Source organism: Ruegeria sp. YTSC106 (genome assembly GCF_059609765.1).
In genome coordinates, this window is record NZ_JBXWMI010000018.1 from 38,302 (window position 1) to 64,271 (window position 25,970).

Consider the following 25,970-nt stretch of genomic DNA (forward strand, 5'->3'; position numbering starts at 1 on the left):
GTCGGGTTCTTTCTTTCCTGACAGCGGAGTAAAACGATGGCCGGGTCATCCCTGGTGCTGTCCGACGACAGCCGTCTCAGCATTCTCGATCAACATCTCTACAAACTGGAAAGCTTTCTGGCCCTGATCAGCGGCCTCGCAGTTTTCTCGCTGATGGTCATGGCCGTAGTCTCCGTTGGTGGTCGGAATTTCGCCAATGCGCCACTTCCCGGTTACGTTGACTGGATCGAGCAGGCCATGCCGTTGATCGCCTTCATGGGGATTTCCTATGCGCAGCGTGATGGCGGTCATATCCGAATGGACATGGTTGTTGGAGCGCTTAGAGGCCGGACGCTCTATATCGTTGAGTTCGTCACAACCACTGTCATTCTGGCGCTGATCGTCTTGCTGATTTGGGGGAGCTGGGCGCATTTCGCACGCAGCTTTGACTTTGGTGCTCCACTCTGGAGCCGCGACAGCTCCATCGACATAGGTATCCCGCTGTGGCCCGCAAAGCTGTTGGCCCCCGTCGCCTTTAGCGTGCTTTGCCTAAGGCTTGCTCTACAGATCTGGGCCTACGGTCGCGCGATCAGGCACCCGGATCAGGCACCTATTGCCGTCCCGCTAATAGCCGATGCAGCCACTCAAGCTGCAATGGAAGCCGAGCACGTCTCGGGCCACGACAACTGAGGTTAAATCTGATGGAACCCATTGATATTGGTCTGATCGTCTCGGGCGGTATGCTTGTTATTGTGGTGTTGGGGATGCGCGTGGCCTTTGCCGCCGCGACAGCTGGCATGGTTGGTCTGATCTGGATCTTCTGGGCCAAGTTTGGGTACGACCCGGCGCGTTTCGGCAAGGCTGTGACTGTGGCCGTCAAAACAGCGGGGCAGGTGCCGCACTCCAAGATTTCAAGCCAGGCGTTGAGCCTTATCCCGACCTTTATCCTGATTGGCTACCTTGCCTACTACGCGGGCCTGACCAAAGCACTGTTCGAAGCCGCGAAGCGTTGGCTGGCATGGGTCCCGGGCGGGTTGGCGGTTTCGACTGTCTTCGCGACCGCCGGGTTCGCTGCAGTGTCCGGAGCCTCGGTTGCCACATCCGCCGTTTTCGCTCGCATCGCCATCCCCGAGATGCTGAAGATCGGCTATGACAAACGCTTTGCTGCGGGTGTCGTGGCGGCAGGCGGTACGCTGGCCTCGCTCATCCCTCCCTCGGCCATTCTGGTCATCTACGCGATCATTGTGGAACAGGACGTGGGCAAACTGCTGTTAGCCGGATTCATCCCGGGCATGTTCTCGGCTGTGATCTATGGTTTGCTGATCATTGGTATGGCCGTCGTGATCAAAGACTTTGGTCCCGCAGTCTCAGGCTTTACATGGAAAGAGCGTTTCATGTCTCTTCCGCCCGCACTGCCTATCTTGTTTGTCGTCGTTACCATCATCTTCTTTGTCTACAACCCATTCGGAGGCGATGCTTGGGGCACGCCAACCGAGGGTGGCGCAATCGGTGCCTTCGTTGTCTTTCTGATGGCGCTATATCAGGGCATGCGCTGGTCCGAACTTAAAGACGCGTTGCTGGAGACGGCCAAGCTGAGCGTCATGATCTTTACCATCATCTGGGGCGTGTTGGTTTACGTTCGGTTCTTGGGTTTTGCAGAGTTGCCCATCGCGTTCTCCGACTGGATCACCTCGCTCGAGATGTCGCCAATGCTGATCCTGATCTGCATCCTTCTGGCTTATGCCGTTCTGGGCATGTTCATGGATGCGATTGGAATGTTGTTGCTGACGTTGCCGGTTGTTTATCCCGCGGTTATGGCGCTGAATGGTGGCGAGGCCGTAAGCGCAGCTGACAGTACCTTCGGTATGTCTGGACCGATGTGTGCCATTTGGTTCGGTATTCTGGTCGTAAAAATGGCCGAGTTCTGTCTGATTACCCCACCCATCGGGCTGAATTGCTTTGTAGTGGCTGGCGTGCGTGATGACCTAAGCGTTCAGGATGTTTTTAAAGGTGTAACGCCTTTCTTTCTCGCGGATGCTGCGACCATTGCGATGCTTGTTGCTTTCCCTGCTATCGTTCTGTGGCTTCCCGGACAGGTTTGAAGTGGTTTTCCGATGGGTCCAACGGCGATGGATAGGTTGGAGCTTTCTTGCATCCGAAAATGGTCATGCTAGCAGTTGGCGTTCCGAATACGAACTGGACCAATGACAGCTTACTAAGCCTGGTTTGCGTCGCGGTAAAAGACTCGCTGCAATTGCAAAGCGATGCAGCGTCAGCCAAGGCGGAATTGCCAATGCCGGCTCTGTCCGCGAGGCAGCCTTTCGTACTTGTTCCACTGAAGGGCCATCACTCAACCAAAGATCGCTTCACATAAAACCGCTTCAGCGACGTTGATGGCTAGTAGCGACAAAGTGAAACACCAAGTATTTGTGTTTCTCTGAGGCCAAAACGAGGTGCGCGCTGGGAACTTTTCAGTCGGATCGCAAAAGTCCGTACCTGAATGTCTAAAACCTTCCATTTGCTCCGCCTCACTTCACGAACCCGGATGCGCAATATTGTCAATTTTGCTGCTATGCTTTTCCTTTGCAATTTCACTTGCCATGGTCCGTACGGTTGCTCCGCGCAGTGGACCTGATGCGCAAATTGACCAAAGCTCGCGATCCCTGCAAAAACGGTTTTGAGCCATGATTGTAAGTGTGTTCATCATCCCATCGATCCGACCTTGATAATAACCGAATGCGCGAAGTTCTTTCTGTAACACGCGAACCCACGCATTCTTGTTGATCCAAAAGGCCGTGCTTGCTGCCTTGGCGTAGTTTTCTGGTTGAGTGTTTTCAAGAATATCTTCGACTTCCAACCAAAATTGAGTGGGACGTATTTCTGCAGCAAGCTTAATCAGCTCTGGCGACAACACCCGATCAGAAATGCCTGGAACTTCCGCGAGCATGGCGCGCGTTTGAACAGCCTCTTCGCTTCTATCAGGCTGCGAAGACAGATAGACCAGTGCAACTGCGGCGTACCTCGCGTCACCCCCAAGGCCTGCACGCACAACTTGCTCTACGGCTGTATCGGGCGCCGGTCCTCTTAAACGTTTCCAGTTTATGCGCACCACTAAATCGCGTGCCGCATTTTGATCACCGCTCTCCGCCATACGCTCCAAGATCGCTCGTCCTTGTTTGACGTCTGAAGCGGCGCCCAACTTTCGATCAATGTGTGCCGTTGCCAAAAGCCGTTCTGCGCCGGGTTGGTTGTCGCGGGCGCCAGCCCGGAGGAGCTCCAATGCAACGTCACCCCGTCCCATCTCCATTTCAACTCGTGCCAGAGATGCAGTGGACCAAGGGTGACCAGCATCGACGGCGCTCGCATACCATTGACGCGCTGCTTTTAGATCTTTTTGCGAGCCGATCCCATTTCGGAAATAGTATCCGACCCGATCGATTGCTGGAACGTACCCACTTTCTGCCAAAGACGTCATTGCGGCATGTGCCGCAACTGGATCGGCCTGCTCCTGCTTGATAATGGCCTTGAATTGTAAGCGTTGTTCCTGAGCAGCGCCCACATTTGCCAAAGTCAAAGCTAAGGTAGCAGCCAAAGCTATTTGTCTCATTTTACGCTCCTCTACTTAATCCCATAGTTTGTGTCGGCCAATCTTTTGTGGCAGTGAATGAAATGTCGTCATCATGCTACGCGTTTGGGCTTGTCGGGAACGATGTCGCGTCGGATTGCGAGCTCAAGGTTTTCGGCACGGATGTCGATCAGAATGCTGAGCATAGATTCGAGAGTGAAATAGGCCCGCAAGACCCGAAAGATCAGGTATTCTGGTAGCGCAAGGATGCCGCGCGGCACACCGTTTAGCAGTGAAGCAACCACTGCCACGATCGCAGGCGCACCTGTGGTCACGGCCACGATGGATTGCCATACGATAGGGGTATTTTCGTTAAACGCGACGCCCCACTCTAAGGCCCCAAAAATTATCAGAGGGACAAGCATCGCGCGGCGTGCGGAGTTTACCAGCATGTAGGGCAGGATAACCTTCCCCCTCAACGTCACGTTTGGTCCATAGATCAGGTCCCGACAGCGCGACGAGATGTGATAGATTGAGCGGAACCACCGCATGCGTTGCTCGCGCATGTGGCTGTAGGTTGACGGCACTTCGGAAATGTAGCGGATCTTGGGATCGACAACCGAGTGGAAACCCAGCTCGCCAATACGCAGCGAAATATCGGTGTCTTCGCCATTCATCCCTTCAACAAACCCGCCCAGGTAGCGTGGATGATGCGTGCGGTAGACAACGAACATGCCCGGTATACCCACAACTCCATTCACTGCCCCCATGGCAACTGAGTAGAAGCCGTGTTTCACGAGAACTTCCAACAGGCGCGCCCGGTCAAAAAGGGCTCCACCTGGTGGTACAGGCACGCCGCCTACAACACCTACGGAGGGATCGGTGAAGTATGGCATAGCTCGGGAAAAGTTATCTTCGCCCACAAGAGTGTCGGCATCGACACGCACAAGAAACTCGGTCTCGCAGGCATCAAGACCTGCGTTGAGAGCGTTAGATTTGCCGGGCTTCGGAACATTGATTACGCGCCCCTTTGCGGCCTTGCATGACAAGAGTGTCTCGCGCGCGATTTCTTCTGTGTCGTCGGTCGAATTGTTGTTCATGATTAGAACGTTAACTTCGCCACCATAGTGGTGGGCGGCGCGGTCCATCGCGTTGATTGTATCTTTGATGATGTAGGATTCATTGTGCGCAGGCACGATGACCGAAACGGGTGGATTGAACTTGGGCGTCTTGGCAGTCACCACATCGTAGATCGCAAGCAGATAGAGCTGCCCAAAAAGCACGGGCAGGAACAGGAACACACCCGGACCAATGCCGCCTAGCAGAGTCAAGTTGCGCATCACTTCGACCGCATGCAGTTCCATACCACCAACCCACATCGCGACTACTGCCGCGATGCCAATTGTGACGCCAAGGCGCAATAAAGCACGCATCTGACTAACTGGGATATGCTCGACCCGGATGCGGGCCGGCATGAAACCACGCTCCAGCAGTTTGAACGAATACACCGCAAAGCCGAACAGCCCAGACGCAATGGCACTGAAATGCAGGGAGAAGGATGATCCGAGTATGTCTTCTGCCATGACATTTGCCAAATCGAATACTGCGCAGCCTGCCAGAAAGGTCAGTACCAGATCGAGGCCGAACATCGAACGCCCACGGAAATCGCCGGAGCTGAATGCAGCAAAAGCAACAAAGAACGAGATCAGGAAGATCCGAATCGCAATGGCGTGCCGCCCCGAATGGGCCGAAAACACATAGTCACGGTTTGGAAATACCTGTGCGACAAAATCAGTGTTCACGATCCAAAGTTGTGTTGTGGCAAGCAGCGCAAACACCGCCAGCATCTTGGGTGCCTGCCATTCAGAAACCGATCCGGCAAAACGTTTAGGTGCGCTGTCGACCGAGACAAAGTTGATCTGTTCGCGCCTGTCATCAAGGTCACTCATCCTTTTGCCTCCGGTAATACCGGGGCGGCGGGCGTCACCAGCAGTGCAAGACCGACATGCGACAGTGGTTCGTTCGGTAGTAGTTTTCTAACGGACAAGCCTTGGGTGGCACTGACTTGCGTGACTAACCAGGTGGTGCCACCATTAGGTAAAAGCGGGGCAGGGTGACCTGGGCCCAGAACATTGATGTGAACCTTCCTTGCAGCCGGTTTGAGTTCAACGCCGGCAGGTACCACCAGATCCAACATGCGGCTTGCCGCGGCAGCGTCCAGCGCGGTCAGTTCTGAAGTCATGGCAACGTTGACCGGTCCAACACTGTGCAAAGCAGTGTGTAATTCGGACATTGCGTTGGCAAAGGGTGTGTCACTAACGATCAAACGGGAATGAGGTAGTAACTCCGCCACCAGTTCAGGACCCTGATCACACACGCCGTCTTTCGGAGCGGTCGTTGTCGCCACTACTTCGAGCGTATTTGTGGCGACCTGAATATCAACCGGGAGGTCAATTAACGTTTGGTACTCGGCGTCAGACCCATTGGTATGCTCTTGAAAAACAAGCCGGTTGTTCAGCGTTACGGTGAGCGACCAATTCTGACCATGCATGAGGTGCCCAAGCTGCATGCGAAGGTCCAACTGGCTGGGTATGTACTGTCTGCTGTGGCCTCCCAGTTCGAACCGCTCACGCCATACAGCTTGTCTGTAAAAGCGACGCAAACCGCCATTCGTTCCCTTTTGCGCCAACGCGCCTACCGTTTGCGCGCTTACATCGGTTTCAGGAAAGGCTGGAAGTGCCGCGCGTAGCTCGAGGGTATTTAGAGCTGGTTCTTGTGAGGACGGAGCAAACACGGTTGCAAGGCCCCGTCGCTGGAACTGGGTTGCCAACACCAAGCGGCGAAGCTGTTCGTCTTTTTTCAGCCAGTCGGGCCATGCAACGCGCACGACATTACCCCAGGCATGTACCTGATCGCGTACACTGTGCAGTGGTCGATCCAGCGTCAAAAAAACGGCACTGGTCGTTTCAATCTCAACAACGGCTTCAAAACCATCCTGCGAACCACACTGGATTTGAGGGCCAGTGCCCTGCAGCGAGAAAGAAACGACCAGTTGGTTCCCTGCAAAGTCCGCCTGTGAAAGAGGAATTTGCAGGGAACGTCCCACCTCGCCTGAACGCAGCAGCATCTCGCCTCGACGGGTATTATTGATTGAGATGCGTAGCACCCCTTCAACCCCAACCAGAACCTGAGACGTTGCATCGATTTGGAGGTATCCAGACGTCGGGCGTGCATCCACTGGCATCATGAATGCGACGCTCTGGTAGGCGGGAAAACCGGATAAAATGACTGGATTGTCGGGATCGGCGCGCAATATCACTGCTTCGTACAAGTCTTGTGCTTTGGCGGGTGTACGGTGCTCAAACACCAATTGCGGGCCGGACGTTACTTCATGGATGTAGCGTTTTCCTTGTTCCAGAATGTTCATTGTCGATAGCAGGAGGGCTATGCCTGCCAAGAGAAATCCCATGAGCCCAATGCCAATCATGCGCATGTTTTTCACTGTAATTTTATGGTTATAAAAACCGACCGCGTTAGGCCCACCTCCAAGCAGGTCCAACGCGAGCGGTGCGAAGTTGTCAGGCCACCTTGCGTGGCTTTGGAGAGACGATGCCTGGACGTTGCTTGTGGGTCCAGGTGGATACACAAGGGATCATCTTGTGAATGCACCGGTCCGCATATTTTGCGGCAATCTTTTGTGTTTCTTCGATCAACCCTTCGGCCAGCGTGATGGGCTTCAGACCCAGAGAGAGAAAAGTTTTGTTCGAAACACGCAGATCGTTTTCAGCAGCTTCGTTGCGCGGGTTGTCTACGTTGGCGATCTGAGCGCCGGAAACATCAGAAACCAGTTTGGCTAGCTCGCGCACGGTATGCGTTTCGGTCATTTGGTTCAGGATCGCAACTTTGCCGTCCTTTTCAGGCGGATTTTCAACGGCCAGGGCAAGGCACTTCACCGTGTCCTGAATGTGGATGAACGCCCGTGTCTGGCCACCTGTTCCGTGCACCGTCAGCGGGTGGCCAACAACGGCCTGCATCAAGAAACGGTTCAATACGGTTCCATAATCCCCGTCATAGTCGAAGCGGTTGATAAGGCGTTCGTCCAGTTTGGTTTCGTCCGTCTGAGTTCCCCAAACGATACCTTGGTGCAGGTCGGTGATCCGCAGCCGATCGTTCTTGGCGTAGAACTGGAACAGCAGCTGATCCATGGATTTCGTCAGATGGTACACGCTGCCGGGGTTGGTCGGGTACAAGATATCACGCTTCGTGATCTGCTTGTCATCACCAGGCACATAGACCGGCAAGTAACCTTCAGGAATTTCCAATCCGTCATCATCGTATCCATAGACGCCCATAGTGCCGAGGTGGACAAAGTGTGGGTCCAAACCCAATGCGACCGATGCCGCCAGTAGGTTGTGAGTGCCCGAAATGTTGTTGTCGACAGTGTAGCGCTTTTCAACGACACCCTTCATCGAATAAGGGGCAGCGCGCTGCTCGCCAAAATGCACAATGGTGTCTGGTTTGATCGTGTCCAGCAAAGTGGTGACTGCGTCAAAATCTTCCGCAATGTCGATGTTCTCAAATGCAATGGTATTGCCTGAATGCTCTTTCCATGCGGCCAGTCGATCATCCATGGAGGCAATCGGCGTCAGGCTGTCAGCGCCCAACGCCGCATCAATTCCACGGCGCGACATGTTGTCGACGATAGTAATGTTATGACCCAGCTTTGATAGGTGGAGCGCCGTTGGCCAGCCACAGAATCCGTCGCCACCGACCACTATGATGGTTTTTGAATATTTCATTTTGATGTTCCTCTACGCGGGCCCCTCCAGGCGACCCTTTTCAAGATGAATTCAGGTGTAGAGGCCCGGAGCAAAACGTGCCGGGGTGCGAGAGTATAGATTGGGGGGATTAAGGCTGGGGCAGCTATCCCAACGGGTAGAGCGGATAGGCCTATGGGGTGTTGGCGTGGCGGTTGATGGCCCCATCAAATACCGATTTGGATGTTACTGCCTCGTCGTCAAGTCTATCGGCCCATGTCTGAAGTGCCCTGAGTTTTCTATCGCGCGCGTTGTTTTCCAGCTTTTCCAAAGCATCGCGCAGTTCTATCTGTCCCAGAAGAGATGCGGCGCCCTTGGCTCTATGGGCTGCTTCAGCGATAGCCAGCATATCGGGCGGGTCGCTCGCCGCGCGAAGGTCCGCCGTAAATTCAGCCACCTCTGCCAGAAATTCTTCCGCGATGGTTGCGACCTTGTCACTGCCCAACAATTCGATCATCTCAGCAAGCGCTTCGGGAAAATGTTCCGAGTCCGGTTTGGACAAGTGCTTTGAAGTGACTTCTGCAACGATATTGTGCAGTGCCTCCAACCTGATGGGCTTGGTATGAAAGCGATCCATGCCCGCAGCTACAGATCTTTCACGGTATTCTTCGCGCCCATGGGCTGTTAATCCGACAATATGTGTCCCGGCGTTTGTCCCGTTACTGCGGCGTAAGCGTTCGGTCGCTTCAATCCCGTCCATGACTGGCATGCTGATGTCCATCAAGATGATATCGAACACCTCGTTCTTGGCCTTTTGTAGGCAATCTTCGCCGTTAACAGCCTCGCGTACAGTGTGTCCCATCGTCATTAGCATGTCGCACAGGACACTGCGGTTGATGCTGTTATCTTCGACAATAAGGATATTGCATGAGGGCGCTTGCTTGGCGTTTTGGGCCAGATTGTCACTGTCGTCTCGCGTCTCAGGTTCCGTGCGTCTTAAAGGCAAAGTTAAGATGAACACCGATCCCGCACCTTCGACACTTTTTAGGGACACATCCCCGCCCATCGCCCGCGCGATGCGACGAGAAATGGACAAACCCAAACCATCCCCACGAGCCTGGCGACCTTCGCTATTCGCGAGGGCAATAAAATCCTCAAACACCTGTTCGTGCAGTTCGGCGGGAATTCCGATGCCGGTATCGACCACTTCAAAACGAAGTGAAGAGGTTTCGAGACCATGAATGCCGCTGACGCGTAAAGTGACGTCTCCATCTTCAGTGAACTTGATTGCGTTTCCGATCAAATTGGTAAGTACCTGGCGAATTCTCCCGGAATCACCGTGATATGGCCCTTGCATTGCTGGGTTTATGTCGAGTCTCACAGCCAAATTTTTCTCATTGGCGAGTGGTTCAAACAATTCGACCAACGCTTGCATTAGCTCTTTTAGATCAAAGGCTTCGGAGTTCAGTTGAAGATTGCCCGTCTCAATACGAGTGATGTCGAGTGCTTCGTTCACATGTTCCAGCAAAACCTCGCTGGAAGATGTTGCAATGCGGGCATAGCGAGCCTGTTGGTCGTTTAGGGGGGTAGTCTTAAGCAGATCAAGCACGCCCAGGATACCGTTCAGGGGGGTGCGCATTTCGTGGCTCATCACTGTCATGAATTGTGACTTGGCCTTGTCCGTCCTCTCTGCTCGGTCCCGGGCATCAATCAGCTTCTGCTCGTTGATCTTACGCTCGCTGATGTCACGGATGTAGGCAATGAACTTGATGTCATCACCATCATGAGTGGTTGTAACGTTTAATTCGACTGGGAACTCTTCGCCACTTTTGCGCAAAGCGGCAAGCTCAACACGGCCGGCATCAACGACACGTGGCGCGCCCGTTTCTAGGTAACGTTTCATGCCATTGTGGTGCGCATCGCGCATACGCTGAGGGATGAAGGTGTCCTCCATCGTCAACCCAACAATTTCGTCTCGAGCCCAACCAAAAACGCGCTCGGCCGAAGCGTTGAATTCGATAATACGTCCCGAGCTATCTGAAGTTACAATCGCATCTAGTGATGCAGCGACGGTCGATGCAAGTTGCTTTGACGAAGCAGATAGTGCCGCGTCCCTGCGAACGGAGCGCTGCAAAAGTCGATCCATGAAAAGTAACAAGAGTGCCATAAGGATCAGTAAACCGACTGCAATTCCCCCGGTTCGAGACAACAGGCCGGCCAATTCAGCGCGCCGGTTTTCGGAACGTTCGGCGACTATCCGGACGCCCAGCAATGCAAGCTCTCGAACAACAGGGCGAACGTCACTAACCAAGCGTTTCAGTTCAAGTAGATCGGTTTCGTCCAGTGGCTCTGACGAATCCAAAATTGCAACGGTATCGTCCGCAAAGACCTCGATTTGCTCAATCAATTCCGCCGCTTCGCTGCTGTCACCATAAATTTCGCGGGCCCGCCCAGAATTGACAACGTGCAAGCGACTTAAGGCAATATCTGCACGCAACTGTAATTGGTCAGAGAAACCTGTTTGTGCAGCAATTTGCTCGGTTAGAACGGCGTCGAGGTTCGCAAACTCGATGTCAAGCTGCGAAATGCTCCACTGAATGTTGTCTTCATCAGCGCTCGACAAGTCGCGTACCTGTGTTAACAGGTTCGAAACCATTGTTGCGAACAAGATGATCAACAGGCAGATGCCTGCCAATACCAAGAGACGGTATCGGTTCAACTCGGGCTTCAATTACAACCTCCTGTTTGAGGTCACCGTAAGCACACTCAGCGTGTTAATCTACGACTTTCAAATGCTTAAGCTGCCAAATGCTGAACGTGTAGATCGTTTCAGCCCGGTATTTGGGATCCTGATCGTATGGGAAAACAACCCAATACGGCCCCTTGTCCCTAACAGACATCGTCTCGCCATCCATGCGAGTGGCTATGATCGGAGCGTCGTTTTCAAGTTCCGCCAGCGGCATCGTGACCTTGTAGTCGTTTAAGGCCACCATCTCGATACTGGTGCCGTCCGTGTTCAATTCGGTAAGCAGGGCTTTTAACGGCACTCCCGAGAACGTAACTTCATCATCTGTCCAGATCGTTGAGGTGCTGAATGTCACCTGGTCCATTGCGTCAAGATCTTGAAGGCTGAATTCGACGGATGCGGAGTTAGAGCCTGACGTTGTTACTTCCAACGTCATCTCTGCCCGAGCTGTAGCCGGAGTGACTAAACTCAGCAATAGCATGAACAGCACGATGTAAATCCGCGAGTAGTGTTTTTGTGCCATTGAATAGACTCCGGGTCAGGTAAACTGGGTTATAACTATTGATCCCCCACGGTCATCAGAGCATTGGCATAGGCAACTATACCAAAGTATAGTTCTGTCATGTTTTGGCCTGATTTTTTGGTTGTGAATGCGTTCAGCGTAAGGACACTGTGGACATGCCTAATATCCTCTTAGCTGACGACCATGATCTGGTCCGCGATACAATCGCGGCCTATCTGGAAACCGTAGACGACTTCAAAGTCCAAACCGCTGCCAATTTGGAAGAAGCGTTGGAATTGATGCGCGGTCTGGATTCCATCGATCTGCTGATCCTCGACTATCACATGCCGGGAATGGACGGCCTGAATGGCCTCAGTCGCGCCCGTCAGGCCTTTCCTGCGACTAAGGTTGCACTGATGTCAGGTGTCGCTAACCGAGAGGTTGCCAACAAGGCAATGGAGAACGGTGCAAACGGGTTTATTCCCAAGTCGTTGAAAGCCGTGTCGCTAGTCAACGCCATCAAGTTTGTACTGTCAGGCGAACGGTATTTTCCCTTTGATTTCGGACAAGCAGATGAGCCAGTGGAGTCATCTGGCGTTTTTGCCACCCTGTCCGGCCGGGAGATGCAAACGCTGGAACAGCTCTGCAACGGCCTTTCCAACAAAGAAATTGCTCGAAATCTGGAAATCCAAGAGGTCACGGTAAAGCTGCATGTAAAAAACGTGCTGGCAAAACTGGGCGTTTCCAATCGAACGCAAGCCGCACTACTGGCAAAAGAGAAGCAGTTGTTCTAAACTGCGGAACAAACGTCACAACAGCTTTTATTGTTTCTGCTTCGAACGCTCATTTGGTTGCATGGCGAATTTCTCATTCCACTAAAAGTGCCCTGTGTTGCGCGCGGAGTCTAAATAGCTTTCGAGCTTTGGCTCTACGATCACTGAAGCGGTCAGCAGCATCAGTTAAGAGGGATACTCAGGCTGGAGCCAGAAACCAGATAGAACTTCTGAAAGAGTCCGGCATCGAAAAGGTCGCCTTTGCCACCGAGATTATCGGGGACCCTACGGCACTCACCAAACAGAACGATGAATTCAAGTACCGCCTCGAGGAATGGTCGTCCTACGAAGTGCTGGTCCAGGCGACTTCGAAGGCCGGTGAGTTGTTGGCCTTGTCGGGTAGACTCAATCCCTATCCCGAGGGTCCGTTGGGCGTGATTGCCGAAGGTGCCTATGCCGACATTCTGCTGGTCGACGGAAACCCGGTCGAGGATGCCCTGATCATGACGGACTACGAGAACAACTTCGATCTGATCATGAAAGATGGCGTGATCTACAAGAACACACTCGACTGAGTGTCGCGTGGGGTGAACTTACCTCGGCACCCGGCGCACTAAATTCTAAGGGAGAGAAGGACATGAGTATTTCGACAAAGACGGCTGCCGTCGCGAGCCCGGTATTTTGCACGGCCACTGCCAAGTTTGCACAGGATACGCTGCCGCAAACCCTGTTCACCAACGTCCATGTCTTTGACGGAGTAAAGGAGGCGCGGATCGAGAACGCCAGCGTTCTGGTTGAAGGCAACTTGATCAAAGAAGTTACCACCGAGGCCATCGACGCGCCTGGCGCGACGGTTGTGGATGGAGGTGGTCGCACATTGATGCCCGGGCTGATCGACAGCCACGTCCGCCTGAACCTTACCGGTCTATTCACAAGCTTTGGCGGCGCGGAATATGCGAATTGGGACGGCGTCGGCTCGATGGCGGTCGCAAACGCGCGTGACTACCTTATAGATGGATACACAACGGTTCGCGATTCCTGTGGCCAAGGCGATGCGATGAAAAAGCTGATCGATCAGGATATCCTTGTCGGGCCACGGATTTACTCGAGCGGTGCGTGCATCGGCCCACAATCTGGTCACACGGACTGGCGCAGCCCTCGTGCCCAGGCTGAAGGTGGCCCCGTCGCACAGGTGGAAGAACTCAATCTCGCGGTCTTTGCGGACCGCGTAGACGAAATCAGTACGGCCGCGCGCCGGAACCTCAGCTAGTCGAATTGATGAGCAGCTCCGACATGGCTGTGGCGCTGGAACGTGTTTACGAAATTAAGGCTGTGGAAGATGTAAAGTGATTGGAGGTTTGTCGCACCAGAGATCGTACTTTCCACCACGACCGACCCTTGCCACTGCATTATTGAGCGCCTTTGCATTATCTGGCGGTGCTGCTGATGACCAGGAAAATTCTGCTCAGGCGAAACTGGAGGCCCAGCCCAGGTATCGTTGGGTGGTCCGGGATCAGCCAGCGCGCAGCAGGAGCAAGACAGGTTGCGCCGGCTGGAAGATTCGCGTTGGCCCGGTTTGGACCGTGCCATTACCCGGCTGGCTTCGATGTTAATTGGAGCCACAACGCATGTTATGTCCGTGTAACCTTGGCGGAGTTCCTCTGAAAAAAGCCAAGGGAAAATACCAAGCCCTGCCAACTCCAGAAGGCTGGTGCTGACAAAGCCTTGTGACATAGAAAAAGAAGCATTGCCGCGCATGGAATCCCTCTGTCGTCGCCTACGCCGTTTTGTCTATCTGCAATTCGGCGTTTGCCAATCTGCTGGACTAGATGGGCACATAATTTGATTCTCGCGCGCCGCGTATTTTTTGCTCATCGGTCCAATGCTGCCAGGATACGAGCATCCCGTTCGTATGGGTCCTCGCGGAAATGAACGACCCCGTCTTCGACCCACGCTGTCCAGTATGTCAAAAGAACCGGCATTGGCTCAGGTAGATCAACGCGCGTTGTCTTTCCGCTATCCAAAATGGACTGCATCTTCTGTCGACTCCAATCTGGCTCTCCCTCCATCAGAAGGCTCGCGAACTCGAATGGATATTCAAGACGAACGCAGCCGGAACTGAGGTTTCTCTCGTTTCGGTCAAAAAGGGTTTTGTCATTTGTGTCGTGCAAGTATACAGCGTACTTGTTTGGAAACATGAACTTAACCAAACCCAGCGCATTGTCTGGGCCCGGCTGCTGAACCAAGGTCACGCCGGGGTTCTTCGCCCCCCAGTTTACAGCGTTTGCGGGGATTGTCTGGCCATCCTTGTTCCGAACGACATAGTTGTTGCGTGTCAGATAGGCTGGATCCTTGCGGATGCGCGAAAGTTTGTCTTTACGAAAAATCGAGGCGGGAACGGTCCAGGTGGGATTGAATTCCATGTACTCAATTTCATCTCGGAACACCGGGGTCTTTCGGTAGGCTGACCCTGTGATTGACCTAGTGGTCCAAAGCGTGCCATCCGATGTGACCAAATATGTGCGGGCTCCTGCAATGTTCACCAGCACGAATTCGTCGTCGACTTCCCGCATAAGCCAGCGGCCACGTTCCAAGCTGAGACGCAGCTTGTTTATGCGATCCTCTACCGGTTTGTTGAGCGATGCGAACGTCTTACCGCCGATGACCCCATCGGCTTCTAATCCATGTCGACTCTGAAAGGATTTGACTAATTTCACCAAGTTATCGTCGTAAACCCAAGATGGGTCTATGCCGTTTTCGCCGTCTTCAGAAGAACCGCTTGATTCAACGTAGCCTTCTGCCGCCAACCTTTCGCGCAGCTTAGCGAGGGCAGGATCTACCATTTCTGGTTTAAGAACGGTGTCATCCGGAACATTGGTCCAACCGCCCTGTAAAGCAATGGCCCTATACTTACTCAGTGCTTCGACAAGCATCGTATACTGCGCATTGTCGATATCGATGCGTTCGATTAACGCGCTAAAACCTTCACCTTGAAGAAACTGATTCAGGACAACGGCTGGGTCTTGTTGAATTACCGGTTTTGAGAAGTTCCAATCGTCGTCCAGTGCATTTGGGTCGACTTTCCCAAACACCAAATGATGAACCAGTTTCACTGCAGCGTCAGTTGCCAGAATATCGAACATTGCTTGATTGGAGACATCCCCACTTTGGGCGGCCTTAAATGCGGCTTGAAGCTCCGCTAAGTCAAAGTCATCTGGTCTGAATCCCTGTTCTATTGCTCTATCCAACTCATCAAAGAGTTCGTCCGACAATACATCGCGTTTCCACGCAGGAGTGAAGTCCCTCTCTTCGTAAAAACGCGGCACTAGGATTTCAGCATCCAAGCTCTTGCTGTCAGGCAGCGTGCTACTCACGCCCAACTTTGCATCGAGTAGAGCAGCAATCTGCTGTGAGATCTCGTTTGCGACGCTTGGGTTGGGGAAGATTATTGCCAATGCAGTTAGCGAAATCGCGACTAACGACTTAACGTGACCCACCAATACCTCCTGCGGCTTCGCGCTATATGCTGTCTCTATGTGGGAGGATACTCATACATAATGTATAATCAAATCGTAGTTTATGATTTTTTTATTGCCATTTGATTGGATGGTTCGAGAGCAGTGTGTACATGCAGGAGATCAAGTTCAAACGATGCTGTGAACGAAGCGGCCCTAGTGAATCTACTGTCATTGCAGTATCGACGGAGTGAGGCGAGTTTTGGCGACATTTGTATTGGTCCACGGAGCGTGGCAAGGGGGATGGTGCTGGTCTCGCGTAGCAGCCCTTCTGCGCAGGGAGGGCTACGACGTTTTCACCCCGGCACTGACAGGGTTGGATGAACGCGCTCACCTAGTGAGTGACGAAACAGATCTGGCCATGCATATCTAGGATGTCCTTGGGGTAATCAGGTGCGAAGAACTCTCTGACATTGTTTTGTGCGGTCATAGCTATGGCGGCATGGTTGTCACCGGAGTGGCGGATAGAGCACCCAACCACGTTCGATCACTTGTGTACCTTGATGCGCTCGTGCCGGGCGATGGGCAGGCGGCCTTGGACGTTTTGCCCGCGGATATCGCGGCAGGGCTTCGTGATAGTGCCGTCGATGGCAAAGTCGCGCCGGGCCCGGCGGAGGCTTTTTCAGTGAATGGAGCAGACTGTGCGTGGGTGGACCGCCGAAATGTCGCGCAACCACACAAGACATTTGGGCAACCGATGCAACTGGTGAGCGGCGAAACCAAGGTGTTAAAGCGGACCGACATCTATGCCACCGGCTGAGTCCCAAGGCTTGGCCAACCGTTTTTCGAGCGATATCAGCATCAGTCGGGGTGGACGGTGATTTCGGTGCTATTCGGGCACCACGTGATGATCGATAGGCCTGACGACTTGGCCCGAATGCTAATGTCCGCAATTTGAAGGTGGCCACCGTCTCCTGCACGAGCGGGTGGACAGTGAAATCGCTCGCATAGGATAGTTATTCTTTCCAACCCGGTTGTGCTATTTCAACCACCGTTTCGGGGAAGATGCGCCGCAGCGCCGCAAGTGATGCCGCCTCTCGACTGAACAGCTGACATTGATCTCGCTGCACCATCTTCGGGCGGCTCCTGTCCGCACAACTGGAATTGCAAAGTTCGGATTTGAATGTCGGCTTAGGGCTGGGACCTGCCGACTGAACACACAGCATCCAGATGGATCGGGAATGGCGGATCAGGGCTCAAACGACTGATTTTGCAGAAGTTCACCAAGTACGGATATTGACTAAGCACCGCTTGAAACAGTTTTCGATAGGCGGCTATTGGTACGATGATCTGTTACCAGAGCCATTCGCTTCAGTCTTAATTCCATGGCCAGTTTTGATGCACCGAAGTAATCAGATAAAGACGATAGCATCATATTGTAAGGTGCGTAGTTGCAAGGCTGGTCATCGACAAAAATATAGCCGTGCTCCCTGTCTTCGATTCCTAGTTGGCATCTTAGCTCGTCGACCTTTTGCCTGAACTGTGCTTCGGGTAACTACCTTGCTTTCATACGTCGTATGAAGAAACAGGGAATCTATGATATGGGTCGTTGGAGTGATGAGAGACAGGGTGGGTGATGATACAATCAGGGATCGCTTCACATAACACCCATACTGCGACGTACGCGGTTTGTTATGACGCCGCAATTCATGCGGCGGTCGCGAAACCGCCAATCGAAATCCGGATCGACGAAGACCGCAATGCGGACAAATTGAGCCTTCGCCGCGAACGCGCCAATGGCAGCTTCCCGTAAAAACACTCTCGTATGTCCCAGACAATTCCGACGAGGCCATGCGGGCCATAAGAGAATTTTTGGAGCGTGTAGCTGCCGCAATCTAAGTTTACAGCATCTTGCAGTCTCGCATTTGCGCGTCCAAACGCGCGATGAAGGCCGGTACGTCTATAATGCGTCTTCGCGGTCCGGACGGTGGTGCAATCATGCGCCCAGATTTATTTCCTTTGGATCGAGATATCTGACTATAGTCGGCCAGAGGCTGGACCAATTTTGAAGGCCTGGGCGGTGTATCCGCGTGCTTTGCTTGATTCAAAGAGAGGCGATTGCCATGAACGACAGGACAGAAACTTCCGAAACATCGCTCGGGGGCCTACCAGTGCTGCCGGGTGATCCTGTTCCTACACGCCTCGATGTGCTGGGAAAGGCCTCGACTGAAAACCAGATCCTGTCGCGAAAACTTGATTTGTTTTTGCCCACAGGGCTCGACACTGCACCGCCGACCTTGTCGTTTGACAGGTTGCGAGATGTTCCGATCCGCTGGGATCAAGTGCTGGGCACCATCGCGGAGGATCCGAAGTTGCCAGCCTCGGGCGCGGCGTTGCGCACATTCTTTGAGTCCTCCTGGTTCGGCACGCCAATGGCCGAGGTGACGCAAGATGACGTCACGCGGGTGCTCGAAAACAAATGGGCGTTTGTTCTGACCCCGCCTGAGGATCCCGAGGACACCCCGCCTCAGGTCTTTTACCGCGCCGCCGACGATGGATCGCAGGCGGTCCCGGTGACACAAGGTTCCCTCCTGCGCCATGGCACGTCGGGGCGCATGTATCTGATTGAGGCGGCACCAAAGGCGATCCCGCAAGCCACTGCTCAGGACGCGACCGGGACTGGCCCAACCGCGCCTGCACCGGTTCTGTTCACCGATGTCGACAGCTACGAGACCTTCTGGAGCAAGCGCGCCGTCACCCTGCACCTTCTCGCCAGCAGCGAGGCCGATTTGGCAGGCCTTGTCTCCACCTATGAGGAAATCGACATGCGGGCGCAGTTCATTGAACGACGCTATGCCGAGCTGAAAATCCTCAAGGAACTTGCTGATGCCAAATCTGCCCGCGCCGAAGCAGCACTTAACAGCTCACTAGACGACACGACGCTTTTGCTAGACCCCGATCAGGCAGCGCAGTTCGAGCCGCTGTATCTGGAAGCCAAGCTCGAGCCTTACCGCATTGATCAGCAATTGCGTAAGCTGCAGGAAGATGCAGCCGCGATGGGCTATGTGCTGTTTATCGGCAATGCGTCCGCCATTGCCGAAGAAGTTCCTGACGGCTCGTCCATCACCGCTGAAGACGGCAAGCTTTACACCACCAGGCGACGCAAGGCGTCCTGGACTGTTCGCGAAGAACGTACCGTTCTAGAGCGTGCTGGTAACCTGGTAGACGAAACGCTACGTACGTTGGTAAACCCGTTCCGCACGCCAAAAGTGAAGCGCGTACAGCGGTATAAGTTCAGCCGCGAGTCGCGGATTGTGACAGATTACATCCCGGTTGATACCGGCTTTGACCCGATGATCGCCCGGAGGTTCGCGCTCGAAAGTGAAGGTGCGGAGGTGTTCGTTTGTCGCGAGACACCCGCAGGGTATCAGACCGAAGATGGTCAGTTTCTGTCTGATATCATGGCACGCTGCGCGGCAGACGAAGATTTTCGCCGTCGCGCGGTCGTCATGATCCCTGGCTATGAGCAATCTGTTTCGGTCGAAAAACCCATCGTCGACTGGCATGTGTATCACCATCCACTGCCAGCGATCTTCCCCACTGGTCTGACGCGCCTGTCGGTCAACGAAGCGCTCTCGTATCGGCTTGCCTGGAAAGGTGCGGAGCTGGGTGAGTTGGTGAGCACCATCACTTTGGCCCCTGGCGAAAACCGCGAGATCCGGTTGACCCAGATCTATGAGGAAGAAACCTCAACCCGCGAAACCCGCACCTCGGTGGCGGAATTAACCAAGAAAAACCGTACTGATATCTCCACTGAGATGGAGCAGATGACCCAGTTTGACAACGAGCTCAATGTCTGGGGCAACACCAGCGGTGGAACGTCGGAGACGGCGGGTCCGCCTTTTATTCGCTCGGAATACGCAGCAGGGGCGTCCAACACGTTGAAGGTCTTTACCCAAAGCCTCAACAAAATTGCCCGCAAGGCCAGCGCCTCCGTCAACCAGCGCACCAAGACCACTGTTACCACGGACAGCTCTCACAAGATCAGCACGCAAAACAGCGAAACCACGGTGATACAATTGTCCAATATCAATGAGGGTCGGTCTCTCAATCTGGTGTTCAACCGGCTTTACAACCGATTTGAGACGGGGCTGTTTTTGGAGGATTTGCGCTTCTCCGTGACCACCGGCGTGGAGCTGATCGCGGGCAGTGGTCTCTATGAGCAACGCTCTTACCGGTTGGGTGAGATCCGGGCGCTGCTGGAAGATGTCGCCGCCGCGCCGCTGCCCTTTGACATGAACGCGCAGGGGATCGAGGCGTATCTGTCGAGCATTCTTGATCTGATCCTAGCGCAGCTCTCTGCGGAGTATCTGACGCCGCCTGACGAGGGCACTCAGACACCGCGCTTGGGTAGCGCCCCCGGCGAGGAAGAAGAGGTATTGCCCGAGGATGCGGCCAGCGCGGCAGCTGTGGATGCGGCCCCGGAGCTGCGGGCCCTCGCGTATGCGGCGCGTCAGAAGCTGCGCGATGGGATGACTCCTGACGCGCCACCGTTAAAAGGCGGCGCGCTGGGCGCAGACCTGCCAAGCGCGCTTAGCGACCGGATCGCGATGATCGAAGATCTCGCGGCCACGCTGAACACCACGTCCTTGCCCGTGGGTGGTGCAGGTTCGGCCGATCTTCTGGTGGCCAGTGAAGGCCTCTACATGGACTCAATGGTCGGCGCGCGTCCCGCGACAGAGCCTTATTCCGAAGAAATGCGCGCCCAGGAAATCCGTCTGCGAGCCGCTCGGGTCCAGCGCGAACAGTCCGAGGCGCAGCTGTCGCTGGCGCAAGCCACACGCATTGCGGGGCAGGCGCGGGTGGTCGGTGGCAACTCGATCATCGGGGTGTTGTTGTCGCAGGATGGTCGCAGCCTGGTGCTGAGCCTTTCCTTGCCCTTGTCACCTGCCCAATGGGCTCTGGTCATCGCTGGCAAAGTAGAAAGCCGTGCGCGGATCGATCCATCGCAACGCGGGCGTACGATGATTTCGGTTGATCTGAGCGCGGTCAGCGTTGCCGCCCGGAACCGGATGAAGAAAAACGCGCAACTCATGAATGACGTGTCGCTGCGCGACCTAAAGACCGAGGATGAGATCTTTCCGACATGACGGATTTCTCTTTGTATAGTGGGAAGATGGCCTATGACTCATCACAGGGGTCCGCCCTTTACAGTGTAGGGCTGCGCCGCCTGGATAAGCTTTACAGTTACGGGCTGGAGCGCAACGAACCGATTTCTCATGAGGATCTTTCGAAAGCGAATGTCACGCGTCTCGAGAACTGGAAAACAGGTCTTATTAGCACGCTGGACGCGGCTGAGAAGGAGAGGTTCAAAACCGGGTTCAAACGGCTCGAAGCCGCGTTTGAAAAGGTTGACTTCTACTGGAAACATGGCACCGCCCACGAAGCCACCGTCAGAAATATCATGGCGTCTGGGCGTATCCTGTCGGGGGAGGTGGTTAAGGCCCGCGCACAAAATATTTTTGCAAGCTACGGCAACACTGGCTCTGGTGAGGCTAGCGCACGCCAGGATACCCTTTTCGTTTACTTCCGTGTTGAGACCCATACCTGCGCTATGGAGACCAGATTTGGCAAGTATCAGTTCGTTGTCAGAACCAATGTGAACTCGGAATGGATGAACGACAGCTGGATCACGCTGCGGGACATGCTCTACCCCTATGGGCGAGGCGGCGTAGTGGAGATCCTGGCTGGAGAAGGAGAAGGAGAAGGAGATTGCACCTATATGCGCCGGACCCAAGTCCTGGCCGAAAACGCAGCAAGCAACAACGCCGTGGTGACCGGCGCTGTTTTTAAACATTCCTTTACCGAGCTTCGCAGTGACGGTAATCACAAATCGAATTTTCGGGAGCGGACAGAAAGCGTATTTGAGGGTGCTTTTTACGGCCCCGCGGATATCAAGAGAGGGATCATGCTGTCGCTGTGCCGGGCGATGTATGAATTGCCGCCGTTCTGGCAGGAGATCCTGGACGCCGCAGAGTCTGATCTGCCCCAGGTGATCGCTTTGCGCCTTGAGAAATTTTTCAACATCGAGGGAAAAGTCCCGGTCAGCCTGGAAGTTGGGCCGGAAGTGGCACGTGAAAATGATCAGGATGATTATAAGTTCAAGACAGGTGTGAGCCTTCCGATCTGGGAGAAAAAAAAACGGGACAGGTCGAGCAGATCCAAGGACAAGGGGACCAGCACGTCGCAACCAGCCGAGAAACCGAAACCACCGAAATATGCGGGCGACTACGCAGGAATCCCACGGATTGGCGCCGCGACCCAAGTGAGCGGCGGTGGGCTTAAGAACCCCTCGGACGGCGAGTCTGACGAGGATTGGAACCCAACATATTACGATGGCTAAGAGGGTGTCTGGCAACCGACGGGTTCTGAGAGTTCAGCTGCAAAAAGTTGTCATTCGATGATGTGCAGAAAATGGAAGGTGTGGGCTCTATTGAGACATTAGCCACAGCGTTGATGAAGGGTCGCTATACAGATTGGGTAAGAAATGAATGATGCATTTTACAACTTTATTGGGGTTTTCGCCGTAAATTGAGTCAAAGATCAGTGACGTTCCACATTTCCCCGTAAGGCGACACATAGTTCTGCCACCAGCGACAGAACCTTGCCATTTTCGCCTCACTTCCTTCATCCAGCACCTAGACCGATTTCATTGATTTTGACTTCCTTTTTGGGAATATCGGGGCTGATTTGCAGATCAGACGCCGAAGGCCCCTGTTCCTGCTGACCTGCCACATGGCGAACGCGGATGGGAGCGAGGCAATGCTATTCGACAATGGTGGTGCGGCCCGCAGGCGCAGCCGAGGACACGGTGTTGTCTAATAGGGTGGCCCGAGGGGGAAGGCAGCGTCTTACCCCTGATGGCCAGGGGCGTTTGGCTTGTCCAAATCCCGCGGGCCCCAAAACAAGTGCGTCGGCGCGGTCTGCGCCGTAACTCTTTGCGCCAGAACACGTTGTTTTTCTAAAGAATGGGTGGAAAGCCAACCTTCGCTGCAACCGAAATAGTCAATAGCACAAGCCTACACAATGGGAATTCAATACACTGGTTGATAAGGACTGGGACCAGACGCTGGCGGCTTTAAGGAGAAGCGTTCCAAAGGCCGTGTGGTCGGCGTAGCAAGAATTTTGCGAGGGCTGGCTATTAATGGCACGAGTAGATTCGACCGGAAGCACAAATTTAAACACTCATGGCTGAAAGATCTGCAAAACAGTGAAGTAATTCAGAAACTTGCAATCAAGATACATGCCTTGCAACTGTCACGCTTTCTCACCCCACCAAGGGGCGGCTACATTCACAAGGCTAGAGTAGTCATAGTCTGGTTTCCTCTCCCGCTTTTCGGCAAAGTCACTAAGTACTCCCGATAACTCATAGCCATGAAACTTCTGCTCAACCGATTTCGAAACGGCATCATGAACGTCGGAAAGGTCATATGACTTTAGACTTTGTTCCAAGTCTGCATAACCGACTAGCGCAACTGGAACTCTCTTGTTCATCTTCGCTCCATAATGGCTTCGATGAACCAGAAATCCTCCGTTGCTCAAACCCCTAAATTTGTCCGGTGGGCGCTGACGTCAGACATACCAAGATTCAAAAGCCGGTTCATGTTTCGAGCACCCGAAAACTGGGAATGAAAACTAGTGATCAAAATAGGTGATTTCGACATTATCATCTTCGATAGGTGCTATATTCTAAGTACTGAGTCACTAGTTGTGCGAATTTGCTTTCGCGAAAACGTTAACGGGGATCAAATGGCTTGACTGGATCGCAACATTTTACCTGGAAGTCTAATGGATTGTAACAGCGAAAGGATTCTCTTTTTCCGCTCAATCATCTGTGAATAGGATTTGGAACATAACTTTCGATTTGTGGAGGCCGCCGTGGGACTTTGCAAGGATTTGTCCGCTTCTGCTATTGCAGGAACAAAGTGCATGAGCGTGCGCCGTCCGAGAACGGCGCTGTTGCCAATTGACCTCCTTTCAATTGGCTCTTCTGATCGTAACACACAAATGCAATGAGTGCGCCGTTTCTAATATCAGCCTACCTGGTAGTACTCTTGCTACCACTCGGGCTTTCTTATGCTCTTGGTTGGCCGCCTCGGCCATGGCACCAGGAAATCGCGTCCGGACTGGGCATCCTGGCCTTTTCGATCATTCTTGTTGAATTCATCCTGTCTGGCCGGTTCAAACGCATTTCAACAGGTATCGGCATGGACGTTACAATGCGGGTCCACCAGGTTATGGCGCGTGTCGCTTTGGCCTTTGCCGTTGTGCATCCACTGTTCTATCAAGGCTCGGTTTCCGGGGGTTCTCGCCCTTGGGATGAAACGCGGCAGTTATCACTCACAACGGATTTGACAGCCCTCGCAACCGGGATTCTCGCTTATCTTCTACTGCCTGCTCTGATCCTGTCTGCAGCCAGCCGAACGAAGCAAGAATACAAATACGAATCCTGGCGTTTCACGCATGGGATTGGAGCTTTGTTGCTTGCGGGATTGCTACTACATCACACCATAGCAGCAGGGCGCTACGGGTCGAATTCGGTCCTGACTGTTATGTGGTCCGCTATGGTAGCGATTGCAGTCGGATCGCTGTTGTTTGTGTATCTTTTTAAGCCGTTGGGGCAGCGCCGCAGGCCATGGAGGGTGGTATCGAGACGCAGACTGACCCCCAAGCAGTGGGAACTTGTGATCGGCCCTGACGGTCACAACGGGCTGGTGTACGAGGCGGGCCAGTTTGTTTGTCTGAACGTAGGAAACAGTGTGTTCTCACTGCACGAGAACCCCTTTTCAATAAGTTCGGCACCGGCAGAGGGGCCAGAGATTTCTTTTGTGATCAAAGAACTCGGCGATTTTACCGGTTCGCTTGAGCGACTCGGGCCCGACACCTTCGCCTATCTGGATGGCCCGCATGGTAGTCTTACGATCAATGGGCGGCAGGATCCTGGGGTCGTGCTGGTTGCGGGAGGGGTCGGAATAGCTCCGATGCTCAGCATTTTACGGCAAAATCGTTTCGCCGACGTCCCAAAGGATATCAAACTGATCTATGGGAACCGCATGAAAAACCAGATCGTCTATCGCGAAGAGCTGGCGGCGGAAAACGCAGTTTTCGCCCTTTCAGAGCCGCAGGAAGACTGGGACGGTGAAACCGGAGTAATTGATGGAGCCCTCCTTGATCGTGTCCTGACTCCTGACCACTACGCGCAATGGCTTTTTGTGCTCTGCGGACCTGCAGTAATGATGGACGTTGTCGAGGATCATCTGATCGCTCAAGGCACCCCATCGGATCGCATACTTTTGGAAAGGTTCGACTATGATTGATCAATTCAGGCGAATGTCCTTGCGTCGTCGGATCTCGCTGGCAATTTGGTTGATCGTCGTCATTCTATGCGCCGCAGTTTTGGGCTTCGGTCTGCGATAGAAGATAGCCCATTTTGTTTTCTACCAGGTATCGCTGATACGCCTTGGATTCCATTGATATTTGTCGGACATGGCTTGCTTGTCTCGCCAAAAACACACTCGATGTAACCTGATCATCATGAGCGAAATCAAAGCAGAACCGAAGGGTGCCTGGTAAACTTCTCTTGGAAAACGCATTTGCAAAGGAGGAGGAATTGCTGGGAATTCGCGTAAAAATAGTGGGGCTATTTGCTTCGGGTGCCGTACTGGCACAGGAAGTCAACGTTCAGGAAGGAAACGAGCTGTATCGGACCTATTGCTGGTAATGCCATGGTTTTGAAGCGACCGGAAACGGGCCAATGGCTGAAATGCTGGCGATCAGGACACTTGATCTTGCCCAATTGGCAGCACAAAACGACGGAGTGTTCCCGACCGATACGGTTGCACTGAGGATTGATGGACGATCGGCGGTGCTTGCCCACGGGGGAGACATGCACATTTTCGGACCGGCGTTGGATTCAGACCTTCAAGTCGCGCTTTCTTTGCCAAATGGTCAGCAGATGATGACGGGCGTGCCGCTGGCGAATTTAATCTCTTTTCTTGAGACCTTACAGATCGAGTAGTTCGCCAAAGGCAGTTCAGGACATCTCGCCCTGCGGAACGCGACTTGCGACAGTTCAGAAATCTAACTACCGCTGATGTCAGTCCGAAGGCATCAGGAACGTTAAAGGGGAGTTC

At 53.7% G+C, this 25,970-nt stretch carries 16 protein-coding genes and 1 pseudogene; 10 read left to right on the forward strand and 7 right to left on the reverse strand.

What is annotated here, in order from left to right:
• Positions 1-36: 36 nt before the first annotated feature.
• Both AC2FEB_RS19795 and AC2FEB_RS19800 read left to right on the forward strand, forming a co-directional pair.
• A complete protein-coding gene (locus tag AC2FEB_RS19795) occupies positions 37-669 on the forward strand; it encodes a TRAP transporter small permease subunit (protein WP_117869968.1) in 633 nt (210 codons plus the stop codon).
• A gap of 11 nt (positions 670-680) precedes the next feature.
• Complete coding sequence (locus AC2FEB_RS19800) at positions 681-2,081, forward strand: TRAP transporter large permease (protein ID WP_117869967.1); 1,401 nt, start codon at positions 681-683, stop codon at positions 2,079-2,081.
• Between the two features lie 431 nt (positions 2,082-2,512).
• Here the strand turns inward: AC2FEB_RS19800 and AC2FEB_RS19805 are convergent, their stop codons facing one another.
• The 6 genes from AC2FEB_RS19805 to AC2FEB_RS19830 all read right to left on the reverse strand — a co-directional run bounded on the left by AC2FEB_RS19805 (position 2,513) and on the right by AC2FEB_RS19830 (position 11,570).
• Entirely contained in the window at positions 2,513-3,586 is a 1,074-nt protein-coding gene (locus AC2FEB_RS19805; RefSeq protein WP_496676205.1) for a tetratricopeptide repeat protein, read from the reverse strand.
• Positions 3,587-3,657: 71 nt separating this feature from the next.
• Positions 3,658-5,493, reverse strand: a complete 1,836-nt coding sequence (locus tag AC2FEB_RS19810; protein WP_496676207.1) for a glycosyltransferase family 2 protein — start codon at positions 5,491-5,493, stop codon at positions 3,658-3,660.
• Positions 5,490-7,103, reverse strand: coding sequence for a cellulose biosynthesis cyclic di-GMP-binding regulatory protein BcsB (locus tag AC2FEB_RS19815; protein ID WP_162896815.1), 1,614 nt, complete (start codon positions 7,101-7,103; stop codon positions 5,490-5,492). The genes AC2FEB_RS19810 and AC2FEB_RS19815 overlap by 4 nt, the downstream gene beginning before the upstream one ends.
• A 19-nt stretch (positions 7,104-7,122) precedes the next feature.
• Positions 7,123-8,343, reverse strand: a complete 1,221-nt coding sequence (locus tag AC2FEB_RS19820) for an NAD-dependent epimerase/dehydratase family protein (protein ID WP_496676211.1) — start codon at positions 8,341-8,343, stop codon at positions 7,123-7,125.
• A 151-nt stretch (positions 8,344-8,494) separates the two neighbouring features.
• On the reverse strand, positions 8,495-11,032 hold the full coding sequence (locus AC2FEB_RS19825) for a hybrid sensor histidine kinase/response regulator (RefSeq protein ID WP_496884328.1): 2,538 nt from the start codon (positions 11,030-11,032) through the stop codon (positions 8,495-8,497).
• A 43-nt stretch (positions 11,033-11,075) separates the two neighbouring features.
• Positions 11,076-11,570 carry a putative pterin-binding protein gene (locus AC2FEB_RS19830; protein WP_496676215.1) on the reverse strand — a complete coding sequence of 165 codons (495 nt, stop codon included), beginning with the start codon at positions 11,568-11,570 and terminating at the stop codon, positions 11,076-11,078.
• Between the two features lie 155 nt (positions 11,571-11,725).
• Here AC2FEB_RS19830 and AC2FEB_RS19835 point away from each other — a divergent pair, with 155 nt between their 5' ends.
• From AC2FEB_RS19835 to AC2FEB_RS19845, 3 genes are all read left to right on the forward strand, one after another.
• On the forward strand, positions 11,726-12,343 hold the full coding sequence (locus AC2FEB_RS19835) for a response regulator (protein ID WP_117869960.1): 618 nt from the start codon (positions 11,726-11,728) through the stop codon (positions 12,341-12,343).
• Between the two features lie 128 nt (positions 12,344-12,471).
• On the forward strand, positions 12,472-12,897 hold the full coding sequence (locus AC2FEB_RS19840; protein ID WP_496676218.1) for a hypothetical protein: 426 nt from the start codon (positions 12,472-12,474) through the stop codon (positions 12,895-12,897).
• Between the two features lie 62 nt (positions 12,898-12,959).
• Positions 12,960-13,592 (forward strand): amidohydrolase family protein, encoded by a 633-nt coding sequence (locus AC2FEB_RS19845; protein WP_496676220.1) that lies wholly within the window; start codon positions 12,960-12,962, stop codon positions 13,590-13,592.
• Positions 13,593-14,193: 601 nt separating this feature from the next.
• Here the strand turns inward: AC2FEB_RS19845 and AC2FEB_RS19850 are convergent.
• Positions 14,194-15,819, reverse strand: a complete 1,626-nt coding sequence (locus tag AC2FEB_RS19850) for a L,D-transpeptidase family protein (RefSeq protein ID WP_496884329.1) — start codon at positions 15,817-15,819, stop codon at positions 14,194-14,196.
• A gap of 208 nt (positions 15,820-16,027) precedes the next feature.
• Between AC2FEB_RS19850 and AC2FEB_RS19855 the strand changes: the two are divergent.
• The 5 genes and pseudogenes from AC2FEB_RS19855 (at position 16,028) to AC2FEB_RS19875 (ending at position 25,855) form a co-directional block, all read left to right on the forward strand.
• Positions 16,028-16,597 (forward strand): annotated as a pseudogene (locus AC2FEB_RS19855) (alpha/beta fold hydrolase).
• A 1,303-nt stretch (positions 16,598-17,900) separates the two neighbouring features.
• Positions 17,901-20,927, forward strand: a complete 3,027-nt coding sequence (locus tag AC2FEB_RS19860) for a hypothetical protein (protein WP_496884330.1) — start codon at positions 17,901-17,903, stop codon at positions 20,925-20,927.
• Complete coding sequence (locus tag AC2FEB_RS19865; RefSeq protein WP_117869956.1) at positions 20,924-22,180, forward strand: hypothetical protein; 1,257 nt, start codon at positions 20,924-20,926, stop codon at positions 22,178-22,180. Before AC2FEB_RS19860 ends, AC2FEB_RS19865 begins: the two co-directional genes overlap by 4 nt.
• A 1,711-nt stretch (positions 22,181-23,891) precedes the next feature.
• On the forward strand, positions 23,892-25,154 hold the full coding sequence (locus tag AC2FEB_RS19870; RefSeq protein ID WP_496884331.1) for a ferredoxin reductase family protein: 1,263 nt from the start codon (positions 23,892-23,894) through the stop codon (positions 25,152-25,154).
• A gap of 437 nt (positions 25,155-25,591) precedes the next feature.
• Complete coding sequence (locus tag AC2FEB_RS19875; RefSeq protein WP_254683716.1) at positions 25,592-25,855, forward strand: hypothetical protein; 264 nt, start codon at positions 25,592-25,594, stop codon at positions 25,853-25,855.
• Positions 25,856-25,970 lie beyond the last annotated feature (115 nt).

What these genes read in the sequence shown, in the direction of transcription:
- AC2FEB_RS19835 (WP_117869960.1), top strand. Translation starts at nt 11,726, where the DNA reads ATGCCTAATATCCTCTTAGCTGACGACCATGATCTGGTCCGCGATACA.
- AC2FEB_RS19875 (WP_254683716.1), top strand. Translation starts at nt 25,592, where the DNA reads ATGGCTGAAATGCTGGCGATCAGGACACTTGATCTTGCCCAATTGGCA.
- AC2FEB_RS19830 (WP_496676215.1), bottom strand. Translation starts at nt 11,570, where the DNA reads ATGGCACAAAAACACTACTCGCGGATTTACATCGTGCTGTTCATGCTA.
- AC2FEB_RS19795 (WP_117869968.1), top strand. Translation starts at nt 37, where the DNA reads ATGGCCGGGTCATCCCTGGTGCTGTCCGACGACAGCCGTCTCAGCATT.
- AC2FEB_RS19865 (WP_117869956.1), top strand. Translation starts at nt 20,924, where the DNA reads ATGACGGATTTCTCTTTGTATAGTGGGAAGATGGCCTATGACTCATCA.
- AC2FEB_RS19845 (WP_496676220.1), top strand. Translation starts at nt 12,960, where the DNA reads ATGAGTATTTCGACAAAGACGGCTGCCGTCGCGAGCCCGGTATTTTGC.
- AC2FEB_RS19860 (WP_496884330.1), top strand. Translation starts at nt 17,901, where the DNA reads ATGAACGACAGGACAGAAACTTCCGAAACATCGCTCGGGGGCCTACCA.
- AC2FEB_RS19820 (WP_496676211.1), bottom strand. Translation starts at nt 8,343, where the DNA reads ATGAAATATTCAAAAACCATCATAGTGGTCGGTGGCGACGGATTCTGT.
- AC2FEB_RS19800 (WP_117869967.1), top strand. Translation starts at nt 681, where the DNA reads ATGGAACCCATTGATATTGGTCTGATCGTCTCGGGCGGTATGCTTGTT.
- AC2FEB_RS19805 (WP_496676205.1), bottom strand. Translation starts at nt 3,586, where the DNA reads ATGAGACAAATAGCTTTGGCTGCTACCTTAGCTTTGACTTTGGCAAAT.
- AC2FEB_RS19810 (WP_496676207.1), bottom strand. Translation starts at nt 5,493, where the DNA reads ATGAGTGACCTTGATGACAGGCGCGAACAGATCAACTTTGTCTCGGTC.